At 45.1% G+C, this 15991-nt stretch carries 17 protein-coding genes; 7 read left to right on the forward strand and 10 right to left on the reverse strand.

The features are described from left to right. The first annotated feature begins 2 nt into the window (after positions 1–2). Positions 3–815, forward strand: coding sequence for an ABC transporter permease (locus AAC006_RS11545; protein WP_126871723.1), 813 nt, complete (start codon positions 3–5; stop codon positions 813–815). Beyond that, positions 815–1495 carry a methyltransferase domain-containing protein gene (locus AAC006_RS11550; RefSeq protein WP_126871724.1) on the forward strand — a complete coding sequence of 227 codons (681 nt, stop codon included), beginning with the start codon at positions 815–817 and terminating at the stop codon, positions 1493–1495. Before AAC006_RS11545 ends, AAC006_RS11550 begins: the two co-directional genes overlap by 1 nt. 25 nt (positions 1496–1520) lie before the next feature. Here the strand turns inward: AAC006_RS11550 and AAC006_RS11555 are convergent, their stop codons facing one another. After that, entirely contained in the window at positions 1521–2240 is a 720-nt protein-coding gene (locus tag AAC006_RS11555) for an EAL domain-containing protein (protein ID WP_126871725.1), read from the reverse strand. 276 nt (positions 2241–2516) lie between these two features. On the opposite strand from AAC006_RS11555, the gene panP reads away from it, so the two are divergent. Continuing rightward, positions 2517–4145, forward strand: a complete 1629-nt coding sequence (gene panP, locus AAC006_RS11560) for a pyridoxal-dependent aspartate 1-decarboxylase PanP (RefSeq protein ID WP_339891360.1) — start codon at positions 2517–2519, stop codon at positions 4143–4145. Between the two features lie 162 nt (positions 4146–4307). Here the strand turns inward: panP and panC are convergent, their stop codons facing one another. The 7 genes from panC to sfsA form a co-directional block, all read right to left on the reverse strand. After that, on the reverse strand, positions 4308–5156 hold the full coding sequence (panC, locus tag AAC006_RS11565) for a pantoate--beta-alanine ligase (protein ID WP_208806216.1): 849 nt from the start codon (positions 5154–5156) through the stop codon (positions 4308–4310). Positions 5157–5168: 12 nt separating this feature from the next. Next, positions 5169–5963 carry a 3-methyl-2-oxobutanoate hydroxymethyltransferase gene (panB, locus tag AAC006_RS11570; RefSeq protein ID WP_013786303.1) on the reverse strand — a complete coding sequence of 265 codons (795 nt, stop codon included), beginning with the start codon at positions 5961–5963 and terminating at the stop codon, positions 5169–5171. A 50-nt stretch (positions 5964–6013) separates the two neighbouring features. Beyond that, a complete protein-coding gene (gene folK, locus AAC006_RS11575; protein ID WP_208806215.1) occupies positions 6014–6511 on the reverse strand; it encodes a 2-amino-4-hydroxy-6-hydroxymethyldihydropteridine diphosphokinase in 498 nt (165 codons plus the stop codon). Beyond that, on the reverse strand, positions 6504–7820 hold the full coding sequence (gene pcnB, locus AAC006_RS11580; protein ID WP_208806214.1) for a polynucleotide adenylyltransferase PcnB: 1317 nt from the start codon (positions 7818–7820) through the stop codon (positions 6504–6506). Before pcnB ends, folK begins: the two co-directional genes overlap by 8 nt. 98 nt (positions 7821–7918) lie before the next feature. Then, positions 7919–9007: a tRNA glutamyl-Q(34) synthetase GluQRS gene (gene gluQRS / locus AAC006_RS11585; protein ID WP_208806213.1), complete on the reverse strand. Its 1089-nt coding sequence runs from the start codon at positions 9005–9007 to the stop codon at positions 7919–7921. A gap of 68 nt (positions 9008–9075) precedes the next feature. Then, positions 9076–9525 (reverse strand): RNA polymerase-binding protein DksA, encoded by a 450-nt coding sequence (dksA, locus tag AAC006_RS11590; RefSeq protein WP_013786299.1) that lies wholly within the window; start codon positions 9523–9525, stop codon positions 9076–9078. A gap of 217 nt (positions 9526–9742) precedes the next feature. Further along, on the reverse strand, positions 9743–10444 hold the full coding sequence (gene sfsA / locus AAC006_RS11595; protein ID WP_339891364.1) for a DNA/RNA nuclease SfsA: 702 nt from the start codon (positions 10442–10444) through the stop codon (positions 9743–9745). 102 nt (positions 10445–10546) lie between these two features. Here sfsA and pepB point away from each other — a divergent pair, with 102 nt between their 5' ends. Further along, the gene (pepB, locus tag AAC006_RS11600) at positions 10547–11848 is read left to right on the forward strand and encodes an aminopeptidase PepB (protein WP_339349500.1); all 1302 of its coding nucleotides are present in this window, start codon (positions 10547–10549) and stop codon (positions 11846–11848) included. 80 nt (positions 11849–11928) lie between these two features. Here the strand turns inward: pepB and AAC006_RS11605 are convergent, their stop codons facing one another. Further along, positions 11929–12111 (reverse strand): MerR family transcriptional regulator, encoded by a 183-nt coding sequence (locus AAC006_RS11605; RefSeq protein ID WP_013786295.1) that lies wholly within the window; start codon positions 12109–12111, stop codon positions 11929–11931. 318 nt (positions 12112–12429) lie between these two features. Here AAC006_RS11605 and AAC006_RS11610 point away from each other — a divergent pair, with 318 nt between their 5' ends. Both AAC006_RS11610 and AAC006_RS11615 read left to right on the forward strand, forming a co-directional pair. Further along, the gene (locus AAC006_RS11610; RefSeq protein ID WP_126871730.1) at positions 12430–13032 is read left to right on the forward strand and encodes a YhgN family NAAT transporter; all 603 of its coding nucleotides are present in this window, start codon (positions 12430–12432) and stop codon (positions 13030–13032) included. Then, positions 13032–13613, forward strand: coding sequence for a YjaG family protein (locus tag AAC006_RS11615; protein ID WP_013786293.1), 582 nt, complete (start codon positions 13032–13034; stop codon positions 13611–13613). Before AAC006_RS11610 ends, AAC006_RS11615 begins: the two co-directional genes overlap by 1 nt. A 51-nt stretch (positions 13614–13664) precedes the next feature. On the opposite strand, the gene rsmD is transcribed toward AAC006_RS11615, so the two are convergent. Then, the gene (gene rsmD / locus AAC006_RS11620) at positions 13665–14321 is read right to left on the reverse strand and encodes a 16S rRNA (guanine(966)-N(2))-methyltransferase RsmD (RefSeq protein WP_013786292.1); all 657 of its coding nucleotides are present in this window, start codon (positions 14319–14321) and stop codon (positions 13665–13667) included. A gap of 66 nt (positions 14322–14387) precedes the next feature. On the opposite strand from rsmD, the gene ftsY reads away from it, so the two are divergent. Then, entirely contained in the window at positions 14388–15962 is a 1575-nt protein-coding gene (gene ftsY / locus AAC006_RS11625; protein ID WP_339891366.1) for a signal recognition particle-docking protein FtsY, read from the forward strand. Positions 15963–15991: the final 29 nt, after the last annotated feature.

Raw genomic sequence — 15991 nt, forward strand, 5'->3', positions numbered from 1 at the left:
ACATGAATTCACAAGCAAACACACAGTCGGAAGAAAAGATTGGCTGGTTCAAGCAAAACTATGTGGCGCTAACCACTATTTGGATAAAAGAGTGCACTCGCTTTTTACGCATTTGGATCCAAACCTTAGTGCCGCCCGCTATTACCATGAGTTTGTATTTCGTGATTTTCGGCAGCCTCATCGGTAACCGAATAGGCGAAATGGGCGGCTTTTCTTACATGGAGTTTATTGTTCCAGGTTTGATCATGATGTCGGTTATCACCAACTCATACGCAAATGTCTCGTCGTCTTTTTTCAGTGCGAAATTTCAGCGAAATATTGAAGAGTTATTGGTTTCTCCCGTGCCCACGTCAGTGATCATTCTAGGCTTTGTTGGGGGCGGTGTAGCAAGGGCTGTGCTAATTGGCATTATTGTTACTTTGGTATCGCTGTTCTTTGTTGATGTGCAAATACATCATATCGGTATCATTATTCTTACCGTACTACTGACCTCATCATTGTTTTCAACGGCAGGGCTAATTAACGCCATTTTTGCAAAAACTTTCGATGATATTAGTGTTGTACCCACCTTCGTATTAACGCCGTTAACCTACCTTGGCGGCGTATTCTATTCACTTAGCTTATTACCAGAGTTTTGGCAGTGGGTGAGCAAGGCCAACCCTGTTGTGTATATGGTGAATGGTTTCCGCTACGGGTTCTTAGGTGTTTCAGATGTTGACGTTACCTTATCGTTAGCACTACTAGTGGGCTTTAATATTGTGCTGTTCGCTGTTGCTTATTACCTACTGAAAACAGGCAAAGGAATACGTAGCTAATGGCTAGCGGCAACTCCCGAAGCATCACAACGAATCAAGAAGGTGTGCACGAAAAGCTCGATGATTTAGTAAAGCGTTATAAGTCGTCTGAAAATCAGCGCCCCATTGGCGAGCATACGCAGCTCGCCTTCAATGAAGCAACCGAATGGCTTGACGGGTTTACCGGCGATATTATTTTAGACTCTTGCTGTGGCGTGGGTGAAAGCACAGCAAATATTGCTAAAGCGAACCCTGATTGCCGTGTTATTGGCTTAGATAAATCGGCGCAGCGGGTGGACAAACATCAGCATTATTCAGCGGGGCAAGATAATTATCGGGTTATTCGCGCCGATGTGAATGACTTTTGGCGTTTGGTTAATAGGGCAAATTGGAAGGTAAGCCAGCATTGCTTGTTCTATCCAAACCCTTATCCGAAGAAAACCCAGGTGCAAAAGCGCTGGCATGGTAGTGCTGCCATGGCCGATTTAATGGCGATCACTCCGAATATTGAAGTGCGTAGTAATTGGTTGGTTTACTTAATGGAGTTTGCTCAAGCTGCTACGCATTACGGCTTGGTGTCGAATTTAACTGAAATTACGTCTGATAATGCCATGACCCCATTTGAACGCAAATATCGCGCTAGCGGCCAACACTGCTGGTCGCTTAATTGCTATTCAGAAGAGGCCGATGGCGGGGCGTAGAATAGTTGAGAACAGCTACCCGCGGCTAGTGATGGGGGGTATTCGGTTGCGGAGGGCTAAAGACATAACCTTGCGCGTACTGAATGGGCAGTTTGTTTACACTTTCAAGCAGTAAATCTGTTTCAATATGTTCTGCTACCACGCTAATAGCGCGCGCTTGGCACAGTTCGAGCAAATTATCGACGTAATCCTGCACCGCTTCGTCTTGTTCATAGTGGCTTATCAAGCCACCGGCTAACTTAATGCCTTTAATCGGCATATTTAATATTGCATTAATGTTGCCGGGGTTTTCACCCACATTATCTAAGAAAACGCCAAGCCCTGCCTCAGCGCTTCTCTCAACAAACGCTTGCATTAACGCTGGGTGGGTTAATGCACTGGCAGCACTTATCTCAATGCTGACTCTTTCTGGGTTTGGGTAATTTGTTAAATGGGAAAGTAGCGTGTCAGCCAGGTTGTCGTTTAGTAAATCTCGCGCGCTTATATTAATACTCCAAGGTACTTGTACATGGCGAAAGTAACGGGCACTTTGGCAGAACATGGCTTCGGTAAGTGCCTTAACGTGTTGCTCCCGTTCAATTAGGTAGAGAAATTCGCTAGGCAAAAAGGTTTTGTCTTCGGCAGTAATTAAACGCGCTAAGCACTCGTAACGCCACACACGCTTCGACCTTAAATCCATGATAGGTTGAAAGTAGGGTACGATATCATTAATAGACACGGTTTTACTTACGGCTCTTATTGGCACATTACAGCCTTTATTTTTATTCGTATGTATAGGCAAAATATAGCACTACCCGTCATAATTTGAGAAGTTTAGGTTACTTCACTGTATTGATAGTGAATTATCACCACAAAATATCTTGTACTGATACACGGTCAAATCATCGGGATACGCTTGGCGAAGTGGGCAATCTGAGGTAAAGTTCGTGACCCTGAAAGTATTATGATTGCTTTCAGCGTAAGCAACGAAGTTGGGTTGTATTTTCTTGAAAAAGAGTCATTTCAAAGTGAGGTCGGTTGAGTGGGTGAAGCGCAAGTTAGTCTAGAGCACTTGTTTAGGGTCTTTACCAAGCCTGAACACAAAGACTCAAAGATGGCTCAAATTGAACAGCATTTATCTGACAATATCTTAGATTTTTTGTCGCAGCACGTTGTTACCAAAAAAACCTCGCTAGAAGAAATTGAGAAAGACTTCTCAGATTCAAAAGTACCTGAATCGCCAGAGTTTGTTTCAACCCATGCTGAAAGCTTACTCGATAAATTGGTTGCCCATTCGGTAAATACCTATTCGCCTACGTTTATTGGTCATATGACCTCAGCGCTTCCCTATTTTCATTTGCCCCTGTCTAAGTTGATGGTGGGGCTTAATCAGAACCTAGTGAAAATAGAAACCTCAAAGGCATTCACGCCACTTGAGCGTCAAGTGCTAGGCATGATGCATAATCTCGTTTATGACGAATCGAAAGACTTCTACGATAGTCACTTACACAGCGCCAAACGCTCTTTAGGCGCCTTTTGTTCTGGTGGAACTATTGCCAATATTACCGCTTTGTGGGTCGCTAGAAATAAGATTTTGGGCCCGCAAGAGGGGTTTGCCGGTGTAGCAAAAGCAGGACTTGCTGCGGCTTATCGTTTCCACGATATTAATCATCTTGGCGTTATGTGTAGTAAGCGTGGGCACTACTCCTTATCAAAAGCGGTGGATGCGTTAGGGTTAGGTCGCGATCAATTATTATCATTACCTGCGCCGAATCAAACTCTCGACCCTGAAAAAGCACTCGCCGCGGGTAAACGTTATCAGGAAGAAGGCAATAAGTTACTGGCCATTGTTGGCGTTGGTGGTACTACGGAAACAGGGCATGTCGACCCGCTTAACGAATTGGCTGACGTAGCCAAAGAATTAGGATGCTGGTTCCATGTGGATGCCGCGTGGGGTGGGGCAACCTTGTTTTCATCGCAATATAAACACCGCTTGAAAGGCATTGAACGTGCTGACTCGGTCACAATTGATGCCCATAAACAAATGTATGTGCCAATGGGCGCAGGTATGGCGCTGTTCAAAAATCCTGAAGATGCCAATGCAGTGCGCCATCATGCACAATACATTCTGCGTGCAGGCTCTAAAGATTTAGGTGCGACTACGCTTGAAGGTTCGCGTAACGGCATGGCCATGATGGTATATTCTGCCATGCATATCTTTGGGCGCAGGGGCTATGAGCTATTAATCGACAGAAGCATCGAAAAAGCAGGCACCTTTGCCGATATGATTGCAAAGCACCCTGACTTTGAACTGACTACGTCACCTACACTCTCATTGCTAACGTATCGAGTTTGTCCCGCTGGCCTGCAAGAAAAGCTTAAACATGCGGATGAAGCCACTAAAGATAAGATTAACGAGAAGCTTGATAGGCTAACTGTAATTGTACAGAAGCAGCAACGGGAGGCAGGGAAGTCTTTTGTCTCTCGTACGCGCTTAGAAGCGCCAGAATACCCCACTAACTGTATTACTGTATTTAGGGTGGTGCTAGCGAACCCACTTACCAGCACACAGGATTTACGTAATATACTTAACGAGCAGCACGTCATTGCTACCGGCACTAAACTGTATAAAGAGTTGGTGAAGATAATAGTGACGATACCTGTTGCCTGATAAATCGGGCTGACTATTTAGGTTATTCGAAAGACGCATTACTAGCAGATAAAAAAAGATACAAAAAAAGCCCCCGCATGTGAATACGGGGGCTTTTTTGTGGTGGTAATTGATAATGTATGGTTTAAAGCGTGTTATCAATACCCGCGCCTTTATCTAAGCCTACAACTGGATTTGGAGGTTATCGATAAGACGGGTGTTACCCAGAAACGCCGCCACTAAAATAACTAAGTGTGCATCGGTTTCTTTCGCAGGCTTTAGACTTTGAGCATTAACAATATGCACATAGTCATTTTTAAAGCCTGAGTCGGTTAGGATGTCTGCAAGGTCTGCCGCCAATGCGACGTAATTTCTTTCACCCGCTTCTATACGGGCTTTCAGGGATGTCATTTCACTGTAAATAGTAGCCGCAGTATGACGTTGCTCATCAGTTAAATAACCGTTGCGCGAGCTTAAGGCTAGGCCAGATACATCACGTTCGGTGGGAATGCCATGAATGGTTACGCCCATAGAAAGGTCGCGCACCATGGTGCGAATAACCTGCAATTGCTGAAAGTCTTTTTCCCCGAAAAAAGCATCATGTGGGTGAACCATATTAAATAATTTGCTCACTACCGTGGCTACACCGCGAAAATGCCCGGGACGACTTGCACCACATAGAATATCCGAAATGTCGGGTACTTCTACTACCGTTTGGTGTTCAACCCCGCCTGGATACATATCGCTAACGCTGGGTAAAAATACGGCATCAACACCCGCTTCAATAAGCTTGGCTTTGTCTTCTTCAATGGTACGTGGGTATGCATCTAAATCTTCATTAGCACCAAATTGCATAGGGTTAACAAAAATACTCACTACCACTCGGGAATTATGTGCCTTGGCGCGTTTAACGAGTTTTAAGTGCCCGTTGTGCAGGTTTCCCATGGTGGGAACAAACCCAACAGTGCTACCACTGAATTTCCATTCAGTAGTTAGTTTTCGTAATGACGCAATGTCGTCAACAACCTTCATATTTAAACCTCGTTACTCAAAGCTGTGCTCAGGGGACGGGAAGGCACCACTTTGTACTTCTGCAATATACTGCTGAACCGCCTTGCGCATATCGCCCGTCTCGGCAAGGTAGTTTTTTGAAAACTTAGGCATGTAGTTGGCACTAATACCAAACATGTCATGCATTACCAGTATCTGGCCATCTGTATCATTTCCAGCGCCAATACCAATTACCGGTATAGTCAATGCTTCGCTTACGGCTTTGCCTAATGAAGACGGTACGCACTCTAGCACGAGTAGCTGAATACCTGCAGCTTCAAGTGCTTTCGCTTCTGCTAGCAGTTTTTCTGCTTTGTCGGCTTCACGGCCCTGTATTTTAAATCCACCAAAAACGTGAACCGACTGTGGCGTGAGCCCTAAATGACCACATACAGGCACGCCACGCAAATTCAAACCCTGAATGGTTTCGCATAACCAGCTACCGCCTTCCATTTTAATCATGCTTGCACCTGCTGCCATGAGCTTAGCTGCATTCGCATAAGTTTGTTCTGGTGTCGCGTAGGACATAAACGGCATGTCTGCTAAGACGAAGGCACGTTCAGTACCTTTCCTTACGCTGCGCGTATGGTATTCAATATCTTCAATGGTCACCGGTAAGGTGTCGCTTTCTCCCTGAAGCACCATACCTAGCGAATCGCCAATTAGTAAGGCATCAATACCTTGCTCATCAAACATTTTAGCAAAGCTGGCATCGTAAGCTGTTAGTGAGGTAATTTTTTCGCCGGCTTGCTTCTTCTTAAGCAAACCAGAAACAGTAATTTTCTTCATAGCAACCTTCCAGGGAAAGAATAATGGGGCGAACTATACGGATTTTGAAGCTAAATGGAAGCGCGCAGGCGTTTAAGGCCATCAAGAGAGCATTTTGCAACCCAGTGAGAGATGGGTTTTCCGTCAGGCATGACCATAGTTTGAGCTATTTCAAAGAGAGGAACTAGCACAAACTCACGTTCAGACATGCCACTATGTGGCACGGTAAGATCAGGCGTAGAAATTGTTTGGCTGCCGTAAAGTAAAATGTCCAGATCGAGCGTTCTTGCGCCCCATCGTTGCCCTTTGCGCTCTCGGCCAAAATCGTGTTCGGTGCGCTGTAATGCACTTAGCAATTTATCTGGCGCTAGCGTAGTTTCAATTAGCGATACCGCGTTAATGTAATCCGGTTGGTCTTGCGGACCCATAGGCTTACTAGAATACAGCGATGAGCACGCAAGCACGCGAGTACCTTCAAGTAAACCCAGCGCAATAAAGGCGTCTTCAACGTGTTGAACAGGGTCGCCTAGGTTGCTGCCTATACCAATATAAACGTGCTCTTTATGCATCAGTATTTCTCGATGCTGGACGGCGTTTACGCTTTCTTGGTTTGGGGCCATCACCTTCTTGGCGACGTAAGTCGTTTAACATTTTCTTTTGCTTACCAGGTTCGCCGTGCTGAAAATGTGTCCACCACTGGGCTAGCTCCAATAGGGCTCCGCCTTCAACTTGCCCGCGAACTAATAGAAAATCGTAACCGGCACGAAATTTAGGATGGGTTAACAGCTGAAAGGCACGACGGCCGAAACGCTTGGGAAGGCGTTGCTGTAAAATCCAAATGTCTCGAATGACTGTGGAGAAACGCTTAGGGATCATAATGCGCTGGGTTTGCTTTGCAATCACTTCAGTTGATGCAAGGTTGAAAGCATCATGCGCATTTAAGCCAGATTCTGCCTGCATAATTTGCGCGCGTTCTTCTAACGGGTACCAGAGTAATGCGGCATACAAAAATGCGGGTGTTACCCGTTGATCGTTATTAATTCTTTCATCGGTGTTTTGCAGTACTTTTCGTACAAACTGCATTTCACGGCTGTTTTCATCTTCGATAAACGGCGCAAGTTGCGGGAATAAAGGCGCAATTAAGCCGTATTCTCGCAGCATCATAAAGGTTTTCTCACCTTGACCAGATAAGAACAGCTTTAAGGTTTCTTCGAATAGTCGCGCGGCCGGAATATTGTTTAGCAAGCTCGCTAGCTGCTTGATTGGTGCCGCAGTGTCGTCGCTTATACGCATTGAAAGCTTAGTCGCGAAACGCACGGCGCGAAGCATTCGAACTGGATCTTCACGATAACGAACTTCAGGGTCGCCAATTAAACGTACTTCACGCTTTTCAATTGCCTCTAGACCATTCGCAAAGTCTTTTACCGTGAAATCAGCCACACTGTAGTACATGGCATTAAATGTGAAATCGCGGCGCTCGGCATCTTCTTCAATACTGCCAAAAACATTATCTCTGACCAGTTGCCCATGGGCATCTCGTTTCGACACTGCTTTGTTCTTTGGTACTTCTTTAGCCTCAGGTTCTTCGCTGTGATGGCCACGAAAAGTGGCTACTTCTATTACTTCACGGCCAAATACAATGTGAGCGAGTCTGAAACGACGGCCAATTAAACGGCAATTCCTAAATAGCCCCTTAATTTGTTCCGGTGTGGCATTGGTGGCCACATCAAAGTCCTTGGGCTCATGTCCCATCAAAATATCGCGAACACAACCTCCGACCAAATAGGACTCGAAGCCTGCTCCGTTAAGGCGATACATGACTTTCAACGCATTAGGGCTCACGTCTTCGCGAGAGATGCCGTGCTCCCCACGAGTCATAACACGAGGCTCTAGTACATTGTCAGCGGTATGTTCCTTAGTAAAGGCTCGCTTAACAGAATTGAAAACACGATGAATGATGGTGAAGTCTCCGAAGGCTATAAAGGATGGCTATAATAAGTGGATTCGTGCTCGCCCACAATAATTTCGGCTATTTTAGGTACTAATTTCCTATCCCAGCGCGATATTGCCATAGTAAGCAGTTGTGTGGCATTTTCAAATTCGTTCGCGTGATAGTCACCTTGGCCTAAAAAAGACAGGCCATTAACGATATTTTCCAGCACATTCTTGTTGTTAATGGGGGCAGCATGATTTTGTTTACTCAACTTTCGCCCTGGCGTCACAGCAGCAACCGGAATATGCCCATATTGTGGCACATTGCAGCCTAATGAACGATAAATAGCGCGTTGAAGCGGGGTGACATTTAAAAGGTCGCTGCCTCTGATAATGTCTGTTACACCCTGATATTCATCGTCTAATGCTACTACAAAGTTATAGGCGAAAAGGCCATCGCTGCGCTTAATTACAACATCTTCTGGTACTGTACTTAATGGTGTTACTTCGCTAGCGCTTATTGAGCCATCGTCGCTTCTGCTACTGCTTTTGTCTCTGTCTTGTTCCGCTTCGGCAAAGCTAGATGAAGTTAAATCAGCGGATGTTGAATGGGCTTTAGATATTGCCCCTGTTTTATCGACCCTGCCCATAATGCCGTCATTAAAGGCATCTAAGTGGCAATCAAGTTTTAATCGAACTGCTAAGCCACGGGTATTTGGCGCTGATTCGGACACTGCCTGAGCGGTTAGGCCTAGTTCTCGACAATAGTGATTGTCGTGCCCGCCATTTGCTTTTATTTGCTTGCGAGTACAGGCACAAAAGTAGGCTGAGTTGTCTGCTAGCAGGCTATCAAGTTTTGCCTGATACCTTGCATGCTGCTGTTGTTGATATAAAACGGGACCATCCCAGTGGAGGCCATGGCATTCAAGGGTATGCAAAATATCGCTATCGACACCAGGTAAACATCGCGGTGCGTCAATGTCTTCCATTCGAACTAACCATTGCCCGTTTAAATGACGTGCATCGAGGTAGCTAGCGAGCGCGGTAACTAAAGAGCCGAAATGAAGTTGCCCTGACGGCGAAGGCGCGAAGCGGCCGACATACAGAGGTGAGGAGTCGATTTTAGAAGGCATTAATAGAAATACTGTTACACACCTCTATAGTAAATACTATGAGGCGTGTAACTTACTACGAAGGTTTATTAACCCTGTAGTTGCTTTTCTTTGATTTCGGCCATGGTCTTACAGTCGATACATAAATCGGCGGTAGGACGAGCCTCTAAGCGACGAATACCGATTTCAATGCCACATTGGTCACAAAAACCAAAGTCATCTTCTTCAATACGCTTAAGCGTCTTCTCAATCTTCTTGATCAATTTACGTTCGCGGTCGCGAGTACGTAATTCAAGGCTGAACTCTTCTTCTTGCGCAGCGCGGTCTACCGGGTCTGGAAAGTTTGCTGCTTCATCTTTCATGTGCGTAACGGTGCGGTCAACTTCTTCACGAAGTTGGTTGCGCCATGCTTTAAGCAGTAAACGGAAGTGTTCCATTTGCGGCTCGCCCATGTACTCTTCGTCAGCGGTAGCCTGGTACGGCTGTAATCCTGCTAGTGCTAATAGCCCTAGGGATTTTGTCTCTTTTCCTGTTGGCATCTGCCACATCTCCTACACTACGACATCCATCTTGTCCTGAATGAATCGATTAACTAAATCAAAGCCGTTCATTACAAGCAATTGCTCGTGTCTATGTAATTATTATGCTGATGATATTGATTATAAGTCAGCACTGTTACTAGTTTACGTATTTCACGTTCTTCCAGTAAAACAAGGCGCAAATATGAAGGCGAAATGAAAAAAATCAACCTATTTTTCACACGATTACTGGTAGTGTTTGATTTATAACTATTTTTTGTTCATCAATTGAACAGCTTGCTGCGAGGAACTTCACTCCTGATGCGACCGCGGTATTTACGGCGTCGGCGTAAACAGGATCAATATCTCGCGCTACTTGTACAGAATGCACGCCCGTATGCTGAACACAAAATAATAAGCAGGTACTTATACCTTGTTGAGAGAGTTCTGCAAGTTCTAAACAATGTTTTGCACCTCTGGCGGTTACCGCATCAGGAAAATATCCTTGGTTTCCCCGCGCCAGAGTGACAGATTTCACTTCGACATACTCAAGGGTGTCATCTTGACCGCAGGCAAAGTCGAAACGACTATTACCGCCAGGCGGTGTTACTTCAGCTTTCCAATGATTAATATCAGAAAATACAGACAAGACCTTGTTATTTAGTGCCTCTGCCACCAATTTATTAGCATTGTGAGTATTAATGCCAATGAAGTCGCCTTCGAAGGTTTGGGCAAGCTCCCAGGTATATTTTAACTTTCGCTTAGGATTGTCAGACTCGCTCAAATAGACGGTGTAGCCGGGTTCGGCGCATCCTGTCATCGCTCCCGTATTGGGGCAATGTGCAGTCACTATTGAGCCGTCTTCAAGTTCTACGTCGGCAAGAAACCGTTTATAGCGTTTAATTAAGGTGCCACGTAGTAGTGATGGCGAAAAAAACATAACAATTGGCCTATAACGACATGAATTTACATGCATTGCGTTGCTAGAACTAAACATCTACCCCAGCAATGAAACGCAAAAATATATAAGGATTAAAACGTAATGGCAGAATTTACCGTAAGCTTATCCTCAGATAAAGCCAATAGTTCGTGGGGAGAAAATACTAAGCTCTCTTTTGCTGAAAATGGCGCAGTGATCCATCTATCTAATGGTGATAGCAGCCAGGGTGGAAAGAATGAACGTACCATTCAGCAAGTGGCGCGTAAGCTTGATGGGTTAAATATTCCCGAAGTGGCCTTAACAGGCGAGTGGACCAAAGAACAGCAATGGGCTTTCGCGTTAAGTTTTACCCGTGCTCGCAATCCTTCAACTATCAAATGGGCTGACAACGACGACAAGCAGTGGCTAGAACAAAACTACGCTGCTTTACTATTTACCCGTCAGTTAGTGAACGATACGCCTGAAGATTTAAGCCCTGAAACGTTAGCCCAGCGTGCAGCAGTTTGGTTGTCTGAATTAGGTAAAGAGCATGTGTCTTATACCATGACAGTGGGTGAAGAATTAAAAGATGCTGGTTGGACAGGTATTTATAACGTGGGCAGAGGCAGTGAACGCCCGCCTGTGATGTTAGAGCTAGACTACAACCCAACGGGTGATCCTGATGCCCCTGTTGAAGCGGTTCTGGTTGGAAAAGGTATAACCTTCGACAGTGGTGGTTACAGCATTAAATCAAGTGAAGGTATGCTTGATATGAAATGCGATATGGGCGGCGCCGCTACCGTAACCGGTGCACTAGGCTTGGCCATTAGCCAAGGCATTAGTAAGCGTTTAAAGCTCATTTTATGCTGTGCAGAAAACCTAATTAGTGGGCATGCTTATAAATTGGGTGATGTACTTACCTATAAAAATGGTGTGACTGTTGAAGTCGTTAATACCGATGCGGAAGGACGTTTGGTATTGGCTGATGGGTTAATGGCAGCAACCGAAACGGGCGCGCCATTAATTATTGATGCAGCCACATTAACCGGGGCAGCAGTGGTGGCGCTAGGTTCTGATTACCACGCAGTATTTTCAATGGATGACCATGCCCGTTCGCAAATGCTAGCGGCGGCGACTGCTGAAAACGAACGTTTTTGGCCTCTACCGATTGAATCGTTTCATGCCGATCGTTGCCCATCTGCCTTTGCAGATACCGCAAACAGCCGACCAATGAAAGGCGGCGGTGGCGGCGGTGCCTCTAATGCGGCAGGCTTTTTATCACGGTTTGTAAACCCCGAAGGAAAAGGTTGGGTGCACTTAGATTTAGCGGCGGCTTATCATGGCGGCGCAACAGCAGAAATGCCAGTAGGTGCAACAGCCAAAGGAATTCGAAGCATTGCAAGAATGCTTCAAGACTTTAAATAAGTCGTAAACGGATGTCGCCACCCTAAGGTGGCGACATCACTTAATTCAGTTTATCTGTTCAGATAAATATTTGCGGGCAGTTAAATACCGCCTAAGCGCTCAGCAAGCACTTTGTAGCGCTCTACATCTGCGCTATCAAACAAGGCATTACCGTCAGTGTCTTTTTCTTTTGCCACCAATAGGCTTTCTCTTTCTAAGCGTTCTACTCTTACTTCCTGAACACCTAAATAGGCCGCTACTTCTTTTACAGTCATCAAACTCATTCTGCTGGTTCCCAACGTTATTTTTTAAATTTACTCTCGTTGTAAGCGCCGCTACCGCTGCGATACCTCGGTGCGCTCAATTATTGATGTACATAGTAATAATAAAATGACTCAATACAGAATTATGAGAATAGCTCAATTTTAAAGCTTTGCACTAGATGTATTTTTGTCCGTAACGTTTTCAAAGCGTTATAGTTAATATTTAAGCCTAAAATTGACAAATTACGAATGCTTTTTTGTACAATGCAGAAAATGATAGATATAAAAAGTATTCTTGCAGTCGGTGATACCCAGCAAGTTATTGGAGAATAAGAAAAAATGGATACTTGGTCAGCAGCCGTCATGTTATTCTTGATCATGGATCCTCTTGGCAATTTGCCTGTGTTCATGTCGGTTTTAAAGTTAATAGAGCCCCGAAGACGGCAAATGATTCTTATCAGAGAGTTACTGTTTGCTTTAGGAATTTTATTTTTATTCCTATTTAGTGGCCAGTCGGTATTAAATTTCCTCAATGTTGAACAAGAAACGGTTAGCATTGCTGGTGGTATTATCTTATTTTTGATTGCGCTTAAAATGATTTTTCCGTCAGCGGGTAACCCTAGCGGGCTCGCCGTTGGCGAAGAGCCGTTCTTGGTGCCGCTGGCTATTCCAATGATTGCAGGGCCCTCAACATTAGCGGCTCTCATTCTTCTGGCAAACCAAAACCCAGATCGTATGTCTGACTGGGCACTTGCGCTTGGCGCCGCATGGTTAATAAGTGCAGTAATTTTGATGTTTTCAAATGTGTTTCATAAGCTATTAGGCGAACGTGGTCTTATTGCTATGGAACGATTAATGGGGATGATCCTCGTCATGATAGCCATTCAAATGCTTCTTGATGGTGCTACTCAATACTTTATGCATGCCACCGGAGCTAATTAATGGCAAAGCAAAAACTTAATACATTTGGGCGTGTGCGCATGCTTGAAGGATACAAAGCAGTTGCGTTTAGCGCAGCCTTGCTTGAACGAATGATCCCTAATTACGAGCTGTTCTGTGACGTTACCGAATTTGGTGATAAAGAAGGTATTCGTAATTGTCTCAATCTTGTATGGGAGTCGGTTAAAGCACCTAAAAGTAAGTTCAATCTTGCAGTACAACTTGAAAAAGTGGAAGTGGCGACGCCCGATACTAGCGATTTTGATACCTATGGCGTGTATCCCGCGATTGATGCCGCAATTGGGTTGGCCGCTGTGCTTAATCTTATTGCCGGCGACGACCCACAAGGTGCGGTAGTTGTTAGTAAGCTTTCTCAAGGTAGCGTAGAAGCTTACTTGTTAGAAAGCGGCGAAGCCGATGATGAAACCGTAAAAGAGCACCCACTTATGGTGTTTGAAGTAGAAGTGCAAGAAGCATTGCTTGACTGTGTTGAAGCAGGGAAGTCTCCTGCTAGCACGGCTGATGCGCTAAAAGCGATTGCGTTAGAAGAAGGTATTTCGAATATCGGTCTCGATTTGGCTTAATGTTCTCGTAGTAAGGGCTTAACGCGTTTATCGTGAGACAATGCAGTTTTATCACACAGCCTTTATCAAATAATAGCAAAGCGCCGATGTGCGCTTTTCTTTTATAATTTGCCAGTGGTCCGGCAGGGAAATAGGCGCGAGGTTCGCTTCGTGCTCTACGTATAACACACCGTCGTTTGACAATAAGTTATTAGTGGCAATAGCCGATAACGTTGGTGCTACCAACCCTTTGTGAAAAGGCGGATCGACAAACATTATATCGAAGCTTTTACCTGAAAAGGTAGGGAGTATTGCTAAGGCATCGCCCTGATGGACGCTAGCAGTTTGTGCATTATTAGCCGTCAATAACGCCAAATTCTTTTTTAACTGTGCACTTGCCGATTTATCTAATTCAATAAAATCACAAGAAAGGGCATAGCGTGACAGCGCTTCTAATCCCAAGCCCCCCGAGCCTGCAAATACATCTAAGCACTTTGCTTCATTCAAATAAGGCATAAGCCAATTGAATAAGGTTTCTTTATTTCGGTCGGTGGTGGGGCGTAAACCTTCTGCGTCGAGAACCGGTAGCTTTCTTCCCCGCCATTGACCGCTGATAATGCGAATATGTCCGCCTTTCGCTTTTGCGTGGGTAGAATAGGATTTTTTTGCAGTTGAAGATGCCCTGAGTGGGCGAGAAACTCGCTTCATAGTCGCTGACAATGGTATCATGGGGTTATTCAATATTCGGCAAGTGTAGCCGAAATTGCCCAGTATTTATAAGGATTTGTCTTAACAATGTCGAAACTTTTTGGCTGGTTCGGTAAGAACAAAAAAGCAAATAAGCAAAAAGCACAGGAAAACCAAGATCAAAAGTCAGTTGATCAAAACGCAGTTTTACCTGATGAATCACAAACTTCAGACGCCGAGCAGCCACCTAGCACTGCCGCGCCAGTGGTCAAAGACACTGCCGCGCCAGTGGTCAAAGACACTGCCGGTAGTGACCTATCGGAAGATGCCAATAGCGCTTCAATAGACCCTGCCCAGAGCGATTTAGCTGAAAGCGCAGCACCAGTAGCAAATGAGCCGGTGTCAGTACCTGTCGAGAAAGAAGACGCTGCGCCAGTGGGCGTGGTTCCTGACAAGTTAGATGCAGTTGAAATAGCCGATGAAGCTAGTTCGCCAGCGTCAGTAAATGATGGTGAAAATGCCGAGAAATCGCTTGAAACGCCATTTCAAGAACTTGAATCAAAGCAAGAAAGTGAAGCGCCTGCTGTTGAATTTCCAATTCAAACAGCTAGCGTTTTAGAAGCAGAAGCAGAAGCAGAAGCAGAAGCAGAAGCAGAAGCAGAAGCAGCCGACATTGCTAACGAGCCCGTTGTGGAAACTGCACCTGTAGTTGAGGCAGCACCAGCTCCAAAAGAGAAAAAATCACTATTCTCGCGCCTTAAAGAAAGCTTGTCTCGCACTAAAGCAAACTTAGGTAGCGGCCTAGTTAGCCTTTTCAAAGGCAAGGCAATTGATGATGAATTATACGAAGATTTAGAAACCCAATTATTGGTTGCTGATGTGGGAATGGATACCACGCAAAAAATCATTACCCACTTAACGGATAGTGCAAGCCGTAAAGATCTTAAAGACGCAGAAGCCTTGCTTGATATCCTGAAACAGCAAATGGCGGGCATGCTCTCGAAGGTTAACGAACCGCTGAGCGATGCCATTAACGCCCACAATAGCGATGAAGGCCCCTTCGTTATTCTCATGGTTGGTGTAAATGGGGTAGGTAAAACTACCACCATCGGTAAATTAGCTAAGCAGTTCCAGCAGCAGGGCAAAAAAGTAATGCTGGCAGCGGGTGATACCTTTAGGGCTGCTGCTGTAGAGCAATTGCAGGTATGGGGTGAGCGAAACAGTATTCCAGTTATTGCACAGCATACGGGCGCAGATAGTGCGTCAGTACTTTACGATGCGCTAGAAGCTGCAAAATCCCGCAAAACAGATATTCTTATCGCCGATACCGCAGGTCGCTTGCAGAACAAAGACAACTTGATGGAAGAGCTTAAGAAAGTGGTTCGCGTAATGAAAAAGCTGAACCCTAATGCCCCTCACGAAGTCATGCTTACCCTTGATGCGGGTACAGGGCAAAATGCTATTAGCCAAGCGAAGTTATTCAATCAAGCGGTTGGCTTAACTGGTATTACCCTTACCAAACTAGACGGTACCGCAAAAGGTGGTGTTATCTTCTCAATTGCGGATAAATTTGGTATACCTATCAGATATATAGGGGTTGGTGAAGGTATTGATGACTTACGCCAGTTCGACGGTCAAGAATTTATTGATGCGCTATTTAGCGAAATTGATAGCGGCGAGTAGACAGCATTAATAGCTAATTACGGGAATAG

The sequence above is a fragment of the uncultured Alteromonas sp. genome (assembly GCF_963976965.1).
Lineage (GTDB): Bacteria > Pseudomonadota > Gammaproteobacteria > Enterobacterales > Alteromonadaceae > Alteromonas > Alteromonas naphthalenivorans.